This window comes from Kitasatospora sp. NPDC058965 (assembly GCF_042741245.1).
In the GTDB taxonomy this organism is placed as follows: Bacteria; Actinomycetota; Actinomycetes; order Streptomycetales; family Streptomycetaceae; genus Kitasatospora.
Genome location: NZ_JBHYKG010000271.1, coordinates 1 through 11,979, shown reverse-complemented (window position 1 = coordinate 11,979; position 11,979 = coordinate 1). Strand labels below are relative to the sequence as shown.

12 protein-coding genes and 1 pseudogene are annotated in these 11,979 nt (G+C 74.8%); 6 read left to right on the top strand and 7 right to left on the bottom strand.

Going from position 1 to position 11,979, the window contains the following annotated elements; translation table 11 throughout:
• Window positions 1-25: 25 nt before the first annotated feature.
• Both dapC and fdxA read right to left on the bottom strand, forming a co-directional pair.
• The gene (gene dapC / locus ACFW1A_RS31570; RefSeq protein WP_380414879.1) at window positions 26-1,156 is read right to left on the bottom strand and encodes a succinyldiaminopimelate transaminase; all 1,131 of its coding nucleotides are present in this window, start codon (window positions 1,154-1,156) and stop codon (window positions 26-28) included.
• Between the two features lie 31 nt (window positions 1,157-1,187).
• Entirely contained in the window at window positions 1,188-1,517 is a 330-nt protein-coding gene (gene fdxA / locus ACFW1A_RS31565) for a ferredoxin (protein WP_380414877.1), read from the bottom strand.
• A 125-nt stretch (window positions 1,518-1,642) separates the two neighbouring features.
• Here fdxA and ACFW1A_RS31560 point away from each other — a divergent pair, with 125 nt between their 5' ends.
• Both ACFW1A_RS31560 and ACFW1A_RS31555 read left to right on the top strand, forming a co-directional pair.
• A complete protein-coding gene (locus tag ACFW1A_RS31560; protein WP_380414875.1) occupies window positions 1,643-2,692 on the top strand; it encodes a GNAT family N-acetyltransferase in 1,050 nt (349 codons plus the stop codon).
• Window positions 2,693-2,776: 84 nt separating this feature from the next.
• Window positions 2,777-3,646: a transglutaminase family protein gene (locus ACFW1A_RS31555; RefSeq protein WP_380414873.1), complete on the top strand. Its 870-nt coding sequence runs from the start codon at window positions 2,777-2,779 to the stop codon at window positions 3,644-3,646.
• A 17-nt stretch (window positions 3,647-3,663) separates the two neighbouring features.
• On the opposite strand, the gene ACFW1A_RS31550 is transcribed toward ACFW1A_RS31555, so the two are convergent.
• The 5 genes from ACFW1A_RS31550 to ACFW1A_RS31530 form a co-directional block, all read right to left on the bottom strand.
• Window positions 3,664-4,281: a response regulator gene (locus ACFW1A_RS31550; protein WP_380414871.1), complete on the bottom strand. Its 618-nt coding sequence runs from the start codon at window positions 4,279-4,281 to the stop codon at window positions 3,664-3,666.
• 10 nt (window positions 4,282-4,291) lie between these two features.
• A complete protein-coding gene (locus ACFW1A_RS31545) occupies window positions 4,292-5,551 on the bottom strand; it encodes a sensor histidine kinase (RefSeq protein WP_380414869.1) in 1,260 nt (419 codons plus the stop codon).
• Between the two features lie 8 nt (window positions 5,552-5,559).
• Complete coding sequence (locus ACFW1A_RS31540) at window positions 5,560-6,282, bottom strand: ABC transporter permease (RefSeq protein ID WP_380414867.1); 723 nt, start codon at window positions 6,280-6,282, stop codon at window positions 5,560-5,562.
• 73 nt (window positions 6,283-6,355) lie between these two features.
• Window positions 6,356-7,318: an ABC transporter ATP-binding protein gene (locus ACFW1A_RS31535; protein ID WP_380414865.1), complete on the bottom strand. Its 963-nt coding sequence runs from the start codon at window positions 7,316-7,318 to the stop codon at window positions 6,356-6,358.
• 126 nt (window positions 7,319-7,444) lie between these two features.
• A complete protein-coding gene (locus tag ACFW1A_RS31530) occupies window positions 7,445-9,583 on the bottom strand; it encodes a prolyl oligopeptidase family serine peptidase (protein ID WP_380414863.1) in 2,139 nt (712 codons plus the stop codon).
• Between the two features lie 257 nt (window positions 9,584-9,840).
• On the opposite strand from ACFW1A_RS31530, the gene ACFW1A_RS31525 reads away from it, so the two are divergent.
• From ACFW1A_RS31525 to ACFW1A_RS31510, 4 genes and pseudogenes are all read left to right on the top strand, one after another.
• Window positions 9,841-10,035 (top strand): DUF2304 domain-containing protein, encoded by a 195-nt coding sequence (locus ACFW1A_RS31525; RefSeq protein WP_110672373.1) that lies wholly within the window; start codon window positions 9,841-9,843, stop codon window positions 10,033-10,035.
• A gap of 48 nt (window positions 10,036-10,083) precedes the next feature.
• Window positions 10,084-10,962, top strand: a complete 879-nt coding sequence (gene mshB, locus ACFW1A_RS31520) for an N-acetyl-1-D-myo-inositol-2-amino-2-deoxy-alpha-D-glucopyranoside deacetylase (RefSeq protein WP_380414861.1) — start codon at window positions 10,084-10,086, stop codon at window positions 10,960-10,962.
• The gene (locus ACFW1A_RS31515; RefSeq protein ID WP_380414859.1) at window positions 10,959-11,387 is read left to right on the top strand and encodes a DUF6113 family protein; all 429 of its coding nucleotides are present in this window, start codon (window positions 10,959-10,961) and stop codon (window positions 11,385-11,387) included. Before mshB ends, ACFW1A_RS31515 begins: the two co-directional genes overlap by 4 nt.
• A gap of 139 nt (window positions 11,388-11,526) precedes the next feature.
• Window positions 11,527-11,979: pseudogene (locus ACFW1A_RS31510) on the top strand (hypothetical protein); the annotation flags it as partial.

The following is an 11,979-nucleotide window of genomic DNA, read 5'->3' as shown; positions in this document are numbered from 1 at the left end:
CCCTCCGCCGTCGGGTCGGGTCGGCTCAGGCGGTCAGCCGGGCCACCGCCGAGGCCACCCGCTCGTCGGTGGCGGTGAACGCCACCCGCACGTGCCGGGCGCCGGCCGGACCGTAGAAGTCGCCGGGCGCCACCAGGACGCCCAGCTCGGCCAGCCCGGCCACGGTCTCCCAGCAGGGCTCGTCCCGGGTCGCCCAGAGGTACAGGCTGGCCTCCGAGTGCTCGATCCGGAAGCCGCGGGACTCCAGTGCCGCGCGCAGCGCCCGGCGCCGGGCCGCGTACCGGGCCCGCTGCTCGTGCACGTGCGCGTCGTCGCCCAGCGCGGCCACGGTGGCCGCCTGCACCGGCGCCGGCACGATCATGCCGCCGTGCTTGCGGATCTCCAGCAGCTCCCGGACCACCACCGGGTCGCCCGCCACGAAGGAGGCGCGGTAGCCGGCCAGGTTGGACCGCTTGGAGAGCGAGTGCACGGCCAGCAGGCCCTCGGCCGAGCCGTCGCAGACGTCCGGGCGCAGCACCGAGACCGGCTCGGCCTCCCAGCCCAGCTCCAGGTAGCACTCGTCGCTGACCAGCAGCGCACCGTGCTCCCGGGCCCAGACCACCGCGCGCCGCAGCTGATCGGCCGTCAGCACCCGACCGGTCGGGTTGGACGGCGAGTTCAGCCAGAGCAGCCGGACCCGGGAGCCGTCCAGCTCGGCCACGTCGTCGTACTCGACCGGCTCGGCGCCGCACAGCCGGGCGCCCACCTCGTAGGTCGGGTAGGCCAGCCGGGGATAGGCCACCTGGTCACCGGGGCCGAGGCCGAGCTGACCGGGCAGCCAGGCCACCAGCTCCTTGGAGCCGACGGTCGGCAGCACCTGCTCGGGCTCGACGTCCGCTCCGCAGCGGCGGTGCAGCCAGCCGGCGATCGCCTGGCGCAGTTCCAGCGGGCCCCAGACGGTCGGGTAGCCCGGCGCGTCGGCGGCGCCCGCCAGCGCCTTCTGGATCAGCTCGGGGACCGGGTCCACCGGGGTGCCCACCGAGAAGTCGCACAGGCCGTCCGGGTGGGCCAGCGCGGTCGCCTTGTACGGCTCCAGCTTGTCCCACGGGAAGACCGGCAACAGGTCGGATACGCGGCGCGCCGCCCCCGGGTGGCCCGGGAACGGCGCGCGCGGCACGCTGTTGGTGCTTTCAGCGCTGCTCACGGTGTCAGTGCTCGCCCTGGTTCTGCGGCGGCAGCGCGGCGATGAACTCGTGGTCGCGGTCGATCAGGCCGAGCTTGGAGGCACCACCGGGCGAGCCGAGGTCGTCGAAGAACTCGACGTTGGCCTTGTAGTAGTCCTTCCACTCCTCCGGGGTGTCGTCCTCGTAGAAGATCGCCTCGACCGGGCAGACCGGCTCGCAGGCACCACAGTCGACGCACTCGTCCGGGTGGATGTACAGGGAGCGCTTGCCCTCGTAGATGCAGTCCACCGGGCACTCTTCGATGCAGGCCTTGTCCTTGACGTCGACACAAGGCTGCGCGATGACGTAGGTCACGCTGTCGTTCCTCCTCGGCTGGGCAGCTGCCCAAACTATTGCTTGCGTGCGCGGGTGAGCGCGGCGTCGTCGATGCCCGCCCCTAGTATCGCGGGTCAGACACTACACATGCACCGGAGGTCACCATGAGCACCAACCGGATTCCGGTCGGCGCGCGTCCCGAAGTCCGGATAGACGGCTCTGACGTGGGACGACGCGTCTCGGTGCGACGCGTGGAGGCCGACCCGGACCCGGCGACCGGGCGACCGGCGTTCCGTGACGCGATCGGCGTGCTCACCTCCTGGGACGGACACGAACTGACCGTGCTGACCAGGGACCTGACCGAAGTCAGGATCGCCCGGGACGCGCTGGTGGCCGGCAAGACGGTGCCGCTCTTCCCGGCCCGGGCCGCCGCGGTGCCCGAGGTGGACCCGGTCGCACTCCAGCGAATCGCCGCACGCGGCTGGCCGGCGGTGGAGCAGGAGCAGCTGGGCGAGTGGACGCTGCGCGCCGCGGCCGGTTTCACCCGGCGGGCCAACTCGGTGCAGGCGCTGGGCGATCCGGGACTCCCGCTGGACCGGGCGCTGGACCGGGTGCGGCAGTGGTACGCCGGGCGCGGGCTGCCGGCCTTCGTCGAGGTGATCGAGCCCGGTTCCCCGGCCGAGCTGACGGCGGTGCTGGACCGGCTCGGCGCGGCCTACGCCCCCACCCTGGTGCGCACCGCCCCGCTGACCGCGCTGACCAGGGCGCCGGGCGTCACCGAGGCGTCGGTGTCCCGGGTGCGGCTGTCCCGGCGCGCGGACGACGCCTGGATGTCGGTCTACCACCGGGTCGGCGAGGCCCCGGCGGCCGAGGCGGCGGCCGCCCTGGTGCTGCACGGCGGGCCCTCGGTCTGGTTCGCCGCCGTGCCGGCCCCGGACGGCTCGGCCCCGCTGGCGATCGGCCGGTGCGTGGTGGACGGGCCGTGGGCCTGTCTGGGGGCGATCGAGGTCCGCCCGGCCGCCCGCCGCCAGGGGCTGGCCTCGGCGCTGATGGCGGTGCTGGCGGCGCGCGCCGCCGAGGAGGGCGCGCAGGCCGCCTACCTGCAGGTGGAGGCGGAGAACGACGGGGCGCTCGCGCTCTACGACCGACTGGGCTTCACGACCAGTCACACTTACCACTACGCCCGACTTCCGCAGCCGGAGCCGGCGGCATAGGTTCTCCCGGCAGCACCCCGCACCTCCCCGCGGGCGCGGCACCCCGTACCACCACCGTCACGACCGAAAGCCGTCGCAGCCACCGTGACCGAGCAGAGCAGAACCCGCTTCCACGCCGCGGCCAGGTCCGAGCAGCCCGATCCGGTGCTGCTCTGCCTGTTGGCCGCCGCCGAGCACACCCTGGCCGAGGTGCCCGGCGGCGAGCCGCCGCCCACCCTGGACGCGTTGGTCACCGGCTGCCTGGCCGCGCTGGACCGGCACGCCGCGGCGGTGCGCCGGGCGGTGGCCGAGCGCCGGCCCCGCTCGCCGGAGGAGGTGGCGGCGCTGCTGGCCGCGGTGCTGGGCGGGCGCGAGCGGTTCCACGGGCGGGAGTCGGACTACCGGCGGCTGGAGTCCTCGCTGCTGCCCGAGGTGCTGCGGCGCCGGCGCGGGCTGCCGATCATGCTCTCGCTGGTCTGGTCGGCGGTGGCCGCCCGGGCCGGGCTGACCGTGCACGGGATCGGGCTGCCGGGTCACTTCATCGTGGCCGTGGGCGCCCCGGTGCCGGGCGAGGAGTACGTGCTGGCCGATCCGTTCCACGGCGGGCGGCTGCTGGACGCGCGCGACGCGGCCCGGCTGACCGCCGCGGCCGGACAGCAGTTCACCCCCGAACTGCTCACCCCGGCGCAGCCGCTGGACATCGTGCTGCGGGTGCTCGGCAACGTCCGCAGCTGGGCCGGCGAACGGCCGGAGCAGGCCCGCACCCAGCTCTGGGCCACCGAGCTCGCGCTGCTGCTGCCCCGGCACCCGGCCCAGCTGCGCCTGGAGCGCGCCGAGCTGCTGGTGCGCACCGGCGACTTCCTGGGCGGCGCGGCCGAGATGGAGGACTACGCGCGGATCCTGGACGCCTTCGACCCGGACTCGGCCGCGCGGGTCCGCCAGGACGCCCGGGCGGCCCGCCACCGGCTCAACTGACCACGGCTCGGCGGGTCCTACAGCCAGCCCTTCTCCCGGGCCACCCGGACCGCCTCGGCGCGGTTGCGGGCGCCGGTCTTCTGGATCGCCATCGAGAGGTAGTTGCGCACCGTGCCCTCGGACAGGTGCAGGGTGCGGGCGATGTCCGCGTTGACCGCGCCGTCGGCGGCCGCCGCCAGCACGTCGAGCTCGCGGCCGGTCAGCGGGTTGGCCCCCTCGGCCAGGGCGGCGGCGGCGAGCTGCGGGTCGATCACCCGCTCGCCGCGCAGCACCCGGCGCACCGCCTCGGCGAGTTCGCTGGCGGGCGCGTCCTTGACCAGGAAGGCGTCGGCGCCGGCCTCCATCGCCCGGCGCAGGTAGCCGGGGCGGCCGAAGGTGGTGGCGATCACCACCCTGGTCCCCGGGCTGTGCCGCTTGACCAGGGCGGCGGCCTCGATCCCGGTCAGTCCGGGCATCTCGATGTCGAGCACCGCCACCTGGACCCGGTGCGCCAGCACGGCGTCGACCACCTGGTCCCCGCGGGAGACCTGGGCCACCACCTCGATGTCCCCCTCGAGGCCCAGCAGCGCCGCCAGCGCCTCGCGCACCATCGACTGGTCCTCGGCGAGCAGCACCCGCACCTGATCCTCACTCATACCGCCGACCCTAGTGGTGCGTGGGAACCCGGACCCCCAGCGGGACCAGCGCGCGGACCGTGAACCCCTTGCCGTGCGGCCCCGGGCCGCTCTCCAGCCGGCCGCCGACCAGCGCGAGGCGCTCGTCCAGGCCGGTCAGGCCGTTGCCCGGGCCGGACTTGCCGGGGCCGCGCCCGTCGTCGGCGACCGCCAGCACCGCGTACCGGGCGCCGTCCGGGTCCCAGGTCTCGTCCAGCGACACGGTGCACTGGGTGGCCCCGGCGGCGTGCCGGACCACGTTGGTGACCGCCTCGCGCAGCGCCCAGGCCAGCGCCTCCGACTCCGGCCCGCCCAGGCCGGGCTGCTCCTCCAGCAGGGTGGACGGCGCCTCCAGGGTGATGCCGGTGGTGCCCAGCGCGGTCCGCGCGGCGGCCAGCTCCACCGAGAGGGTGGGCTTGCGGTAGCCGCTGATCGCGGCCCGCACGTCGGCCAGCGACTGGCGGGCCACCTGCTCGATCTCGGTCACCTGGCCGCGGGCCTGCTCCTCCCGGCCCGCGTCCATGAACCGCCGGGCCAGCTCGCTCTTCAGGGTGATCAGCGAGAGCGAGTGCCCGAGCAGGTCGTGCATGTCCCGGGCCAGCCGCAGCCGTTCCTCGGAGGCGGCCAGGTGGGCCGCCACCAGCCGGGCCTCGCGCAGCTCGCGCATGGTGGAGACCAGCCGCTGCAGGCCGGTCATCGCCAGGCCGGCCAGGAAGGTCGGCAGCGCCAGGCTGAGCAGCACCGAGGCGCTCGCCCCGATCCCCAGCCCCACCAGCGCGTACACCGCGGTGCAGGCGGTCACGCCCCAGAGTCCGAAGCGCAGCGGCAGCACCGCACCGAGCGCCACCGAGAGGTAGGTGAACAGGCCGAGCCAGGCGTCGCCGAGGCAGAGCGGGGCGGCCACCGTCAGCACCGCCAGCACCGCGATCAGCGGGTAGGTGCCGCGCGGGTCGGCGCCCTTCATCGAACGGGTGACCATCAGCCACAGGTAGCAGCCGAGGAAGACCGCCAGCGCCACCCAGCCCAGCACCACCGCCGAGGCGGAGTGGCGACCGCTGGTCAGGTCCTGCACCGGGTAGGCCAGGTAGAGCGCCCAGAGCATCATCCAGCAGAGCTTGACGACCAGTTGGCGGCGGTTGTCGGCGGGGACTCCGGGCACCACCCGGAAGTCCCGGCCGGCGGTGGACGCGGCGGGCCCCCGGCCCGCCCGCTCCGGCTCGGCGGGGCGGGGGTCCAGGGGCTGCTGCGGCATGGTGATCATCATGCCTGCTGGGCGTCCCGCCGGTACAGGAAGGCCGCCGCGGCCACGAAGACCGCCAGGAAGGCCACCAGGCCGGCCGCCGCCGCGGTGTCGAACGAGGCGCCGGGGTGCACGAAGACCGCCAGCCGGTTGTACAGGTAGACCGGGTTGAACCGGGCGATGGTCTGCAGCGTGCCGCTGACCGGGAACCAGGTGCCGCCGAAGGCCGCCATCAGCATGTAGACGATCATCACGATCGGCTGCACCGCGTTCGGCTCGGCCGCGTAGCCGAGCGCCACGCCCAGCGCGGCGAAGACGAAGCTGCCCGCCCACAGCGCCGCCACCAGGCCCAGCCACTGCCCGGCGTCCAGCCGCACGCCCTCGACCGCGCCGAGCGCGAAGACCACCAGGATGGCCGGCAGCGTGGTCACCGCGCAGGCGCAGATCTTGGCGGTGGCGTAGGCCCGCCCGGGCAGTGCGGTGAGCCGCAGCTGGCGGGTCCACCCGGTCTTGCGCTCCAGCGAGATCCGCTGCGCGCTGCCGGTGAGCACCGCGCCCACGGCGCCGAAGGTGGCCATCGAGACCATGAAGTAGCTCTTCGCGCTGACCCCGCCGGCCGTGCCGTGCTGCCCGTAGGCGTTGATGAAGAAGAAGTACATCAGCGCCGGGTAGAGCACGGTGAAGAAGACGTACCGCTTGTTCCGCAGGGTGCGCAGGATCTCCAGCTGGATCAGTGTGCTCATGCGCCCGCCTCGCTTCGCTCGGCGGGTGCTTCGCACATCCGCACCTCTTGATCGATTCGCTCGCTCCGCTCGCTCATCGCGCGTCCTCCAGGCTGTGCTCGGTCTCGACGGGCTCGGTCGCCTCGGCGGCCTCGGTGATGGTCAGGAAGGCCTGCTCCAGGCCCAGGCCGGTGACTTCCAGGCCGCGCGGGTAGCAGCCGGCCCGGTACAGCCCGGCCACCACCGCGTCGGCGTCGGTGGCCCGGATCCGCACCGTGCGCACCGCGTGCGCCGAGCCGCTCAGCTCGAGCGCGGCCAGCCCGGGCAGCGCGCGCAGCACGCCCTCCTCGACGTGGCCGTCCGCGGCGTGCAGTTCGAAACTGACCCGCCGGGCGCCGGCCCGGGCCTTGATCTCGGCCGACGAGCCGTCCGCGATCAGCCGGCCGCGGTGCAGCACCAGCACCCGGTCGGCGACCGAGTCGGCCTCCTCCAGGTAGTGGGTGGCGAACAGCACCGTGCGGCCCTGCTCGGCCTGCCGGCGCATCGCGGCCCAGAACTGCTGGCGGACCGCCACGTCCATCCCGGTGGTGGGCTCGTCCAGCACGATCAGCTCGTGGTCGCCGGCGACCGCCAGTGCGAACCGGACCCGCTGCTCCTGCCCGCCGGACAGCTTGTCCACCCGGCGGCCGGCGATCTCCTCGATCCCGGCGTCCTGGAGCACCTGCTCGGGGCGGTGGCCCCGCGGGTGCACGGCGCAGGCCAGCTTGACCAGTTCGGCCACCGTGACGTCGGTCATCAGGCCGCCGCTCTGCAGCATCGCGCCGACCCGGCCGGCCTGGATCGCCGCCCGCGGGGCGCCGCCGAACAGGGTGACCTCGCCCCGGTCCGGCTCCCGCAGGCCGAGCAGCAGGTCCAGGCTGCTGGACTTGCCCGCCCCGTTCGGGCCGAGCAGGGCCACGGTCTCGCCCGGGTGCAGGGTCAGGTCCAGGCCGTTCACCGCCCGGACCTTCCCGTAGCTCTTGCTCACGCCCCGGAAGGCGGCCACTGGCGCGGTCATCGTCCCGTCCTCTCGCTCGGTTCCCCCGACGGGATCCACAGTGCCGCGCGGGACGGGGTCGCGGGCAGTGTGCGCCGTCGCGTCCCCGGCATGACAGATGTCACGCCGGGGGCGCCGCGGCCGCGGTCAGCGCTCCAGGCCCAGGCTCTCCTTCAGGAAGTCCACCTGGAGCAGCAGCAGGTTCTCCGCCACCTGCTCCTGCGGGGTCATGTGGGTGACCCCGGACAGCGGCAGCACGGTGTGCGGCCGGCCGGCGGCCAGCAGCGCGGAGGACAGGCGCAGGGTGTGCGCGGCCACCACGTTGTCGTCGGCCAGGCCGTGGATGACCATCAGCGGCCGCTCCAGCTTCGCCGCGTCCTCGATCAGCGAGTGCGCCCGGTAGACCTCCGGGCGCTCCTGCGGGGTGCCCAGGTAGCGCTCGGTGTAGTGCGTGTCGTACAGCGCGAAGTCGGTCACCGGGGCGCCGGCCACCGCCGTGTGGAACACGTCCGGACGGCGCAGCACCGCCAGCGCCGCCAGGTAGCCGCCGTAGGACCAGCCGCGGATCGCCACCTTGGCCAGGTCCAGCGGGAACTCCTCGGCCAGCGCGCGCAGCGCCTCGACCTGGTCGGCCAGGGTGACCTCGGCCAGGTCGAAGGCGATCGCCTTCTCCCAGGCGGGGCTGCGCCCGGGGGTGCCGCGCCCGTCCGCCACCACCACCGCGAAGCCCTGGTCGGCGAACCACTGCGAGGAGAGGTGGGCGTTGTGCGCCTGCACCACCATCTGGCCGTGCGGGCCGCCGTACGGGTCCATCAGCACCGGCAGCAGGCCGTCCCGCTCCCGGTCGTAGCCGGTGGGCAGCAGCACCGCCGCGGGGATCCGCCGCTCGCCGGCCAGCCGGAAGACCGGACGGGCCGTCAGCACCGGCCGCTCGGCGTGGTTGGCGACCACGGCCACCGGCTCGCCGTCGCGCAGCACCTCGGCCCGCCGGCCCGGGTACTCCAGCGAGGACTGGGAGAGCACCAGGGTGCCGCCGCCGCGCACCGCGTCCAGTGCCGCGCCGGTGCGCAGCAGCCGGGGGCCGGAGCCGTCCAGCGGCACCTGGTAGAGGCCGACCAGGCCGGGCGTCCAGTCCTCGGCCGCCTCGCCCGCGCTCGCCAGCACCAGGGCGTCGGCCTCCCCCACCGCCAGCACCGAGCGCAGGTGCAGGGCGGCGCCGGTGAGCGGGCGGTCGTCGGCGAACAGCGCCCGGTGGCCCAGCTCGTCGCCGATCCGCAGCAGCGCGCCGCCGGGCGTCCAGGCCGGGGCGCCGGGGAACAGCTCCAGCCAGACCGGGTCCTGCTCGGTGCGCAGCGTGCTGGTCGCGCCGGTGGCCGGGTCCACGGTGAGCAGCAGGTGGCCGCGCTGGTCGCGGGTCTGCACCAGGAGCAGCGCCGGGCCGCCGGCCGACCAGTGCACCCGGCCCAGGTACGGGTGGGTCGTCCGGTCCCAGACCACCTCGGTGCGCCGGCCCTCCAGGTCCACCAGCCAGAGCGTGACCTCGGCGTTGGCGGTGCCGGTGGCCGGGTAGGCGACCTCGGTCGGGGCCGCCGCCGGGTTGGCCGGGTCGGCGATCCACCAGCGCTGCACCGGCGCCTCGTCCACCCGGGCGACCAGCAGCCGGTCGCTCTGCGGGGACCACCAGTGGCCGCGGTCCCGGCCCATCTCCTCCTGGGCGATGAACTCGGCCTGACCCCAGGTCACCCCCGGCGCCTCCGGCTCGGCCAGCACCCGCTCGGCACTGCCGTCGGCGGCCACCAGACGCAGCGCGCCGTCGACGGTCGGGCAGGCCACCCAGCGGCCGTCCGGCGCCGGCCGCGGGTCCAGCACCGGGGCGCCCACCGGCAGCTCGCGCACCGTGCCGGTGGCCGGGCCGGCCGCGAACAGCCGGCCGGAGAGCGGGAAGACCGCCAGCTCGCCGGCCGCGTCCAGGGCGTACCCGACGATCCCGGCCGAGCTCTCCCGGCTGCGCTCGCGGCGGGCCCGCTCGGCCGGCGACAGGTCCTCGGCGCCGCCGTCGAGCAGGGCGGCCGGGTCGGCCAGCACCGTCTCGGTCCCGCTGGCCACGTCCAGGCTCCACAGCCGGTTGGCGCGGTCGGCTCCGCCGCCGGAGCGCAGGAAGAGCACCCGGGAGCCGTCCGGCGCCACGGCGTACGAGCGCGGCTGGCCCACGGTGTAGCGCTGGGTGCGCGCGTACTGCCGCGGAAAGGTGTCCTCGGGGGTGGGTGAGGGTGCGTCAATGGTCATGGCACCGCACCCTACGGGGTCGCACCATTCGTGATCGATCGTTTCCTGATCACTCGTTCGGAGCAGCGCGGACAACTGGTCCCACGAGCCCCCCGCACGGCCGCTGACCGGGCCTGGTGCGGCCTTCCGGCCCTGGTCAGGCGCGCCACGCGGACTCACGGAAAGTAATGCGGAGCTCACTGATCGGGTATTCCTTTGTTCAGCGAACCGACCGCCGCCCGCTGGGGCGGCGCACCCGAGAAGGGGTGTGAGCCGTCATGGCCTTGTCCGTCTCCGCCGTCATGCTGATGCTGGTGATCGTGGTGGTGCTGATCCGCCGCTCCGGCCTCAAGCTCGCCCACGCGGTGGTCTGCGCCCTGCTGGGCTTCTACCTGGCCTCGACGTCGATCGCGCCGTCGATCCAGCAGGTGACGAGCAATCTGGCAGGGATGATCAATGGCCTGAAGCTCTGAGCCCCCCGCGCCGCGGGATCCGGCCCCGCGCGGTCTAGGCTGCACCCCATGACCGCTGTCCCCGCCGATCGCCGCCTGCTGCTGGTGCACGCCCACCCCGACGACGAGTCGATCGGCAACGGCGCGACCATGGCCCGCTACGCCGCCGAGGGTGCCGGGGTCACCCTGGTGACCTGCACCCTCGGCGAGGGCGGCGAGGTGATCCCGGCCGAGCTGGCCCACCTCACCGCCGACCGGCAGGACGCCCTCGGCGGGCACCGGATCGGCGAGCTCACCGCCGCCATGGCGGCGGTCGGCGTCACCGACGTCCGCTTCCTCGGCGGCCCGGGCCGCTACCGCGACTCCGGGATGATGGGCCTGCCGGAGAACGACCGGCCCGACTGCTTCTGGCAGGCCGACCCGGACGAGGCGGCCGGCCACCTGGTGGCCGTGGTCCGCGAGGTCCGCCCGCAGGTGCTGGTCACCTACGACGAGCAGGGCGGCTACGGCCACCCGGACCACATCCAGGCCCACCGGGTGGCGATGCGCGCCGTCGAGCTGGCCGCCGACCCCGCCTTCCGCCCGGAGCTCGGGCCGGCCTGGCGGATCGTCAAGGTCTACTGGAACCGGATGCCGCGCTCGGTGCTGCTGGCCCGGCTGGCGGCCACCGCCGCCGAGCACCCGGTGGTGGCCGAGCCCGGGGCGGTGCCCGGCGTGGTGGCCGACGAGCTGGTGGACGCGGTGCTGGACGGCACCGGGTACGCCGACCGCAAGGCCGCCGCGATGCGCGCGCACGCCACCCAGATCGTGGTGGACGGCGCCGACTTCGCGCTCAGCAACGCGCAGTGGCAGCCGCTGATCAGCGACGAGTACTACCAACTGGCCCGCGGCGAGCTCGGCTCCGCCCGGCCGGAGACCGACCTGTTCGCGGGGGTCGAGGCCCGGTGAACCCGCTGCACGCCCTGCTCGGCACCCGCGCCCAGCGGATGGCCGAACCCCTGCCGTCCCGCAACCGGCGCGTCGCCTGCTACCTGGTCCTCTTCGTGCTCGGCCTGCTGGTCGGCCTCTGCGGATCCTTCGTGCAGGCCCTGTGGGACCCGTTCGGGGTGCTGCTGGCGCTGCTCGCCAGCGCGGCCGTCTTCTACGGCGGACTGCGGGCGGCCGGCACCAAGCTCGGCGCCGGGGCGGCGATGATCGGCTGGTTCCTGAGCACGATCGTGCTGGCCGCGCCGCGCCCCGAGGGGGACTTCGTGCTCTCCTCCGGAGCCGGCTCGTACCTCTACCTGTTCGGCGGGCTGGGTCTCGGGCTGGTCTGCGCGAGCCTGCCCACCCGCTCGCCGTACGCCTTCGGCATCCCGCGCCAACGGGACTGACTGCCCGTAGGCTCGGCGGTACGGATCCGGACGTATCGGGTTCTATAGGAAGCAGTTCGCCTCCCAGGCGTTCCCAGTATGGTGGTGCCGCAGCATCGTCGGACGAGCCGTCCGGCCGCGAACCCGGAGCAGAGCAGCATTGAGCAGCCGCGAATCTGACAACGCCCACCCGTCCTCCCGTCGGGGGCCCGGCGCGCCCGACGCCTACCCGTCGGGCACCCCGCCGTACGGCATCCCGGGCCTGGGCAACGGCTTCGGGCCCGGGGAGCCGTTCGCTCCCCCGCGTGCGGAGGCCGAGCCGGAGGCTCCCAAGACCACCGAGACCACGCTGACCACCAAGATCTCGATCAACATCCCGGGTTCGCGACCGATCCCGCCGGTGGTGGTGCGCAGCGCGGTCAAGCCGGAGGAGGGCGGCCCCGAGCCGGAGCCCCCGGCGCCGGCCCCGTCCGGTCCGCGGCACCGATCGGCGCCGCCGGCCTCGCCGGTGCTCGGCGTGATGGACCAGGGCGGCCGCACCGCCGCCCCGCCGGACCTGCCGCCGGAGTGGCGCACCCCGGCGCCGGACCGGCGCGAGGACCCGGAGTCCACC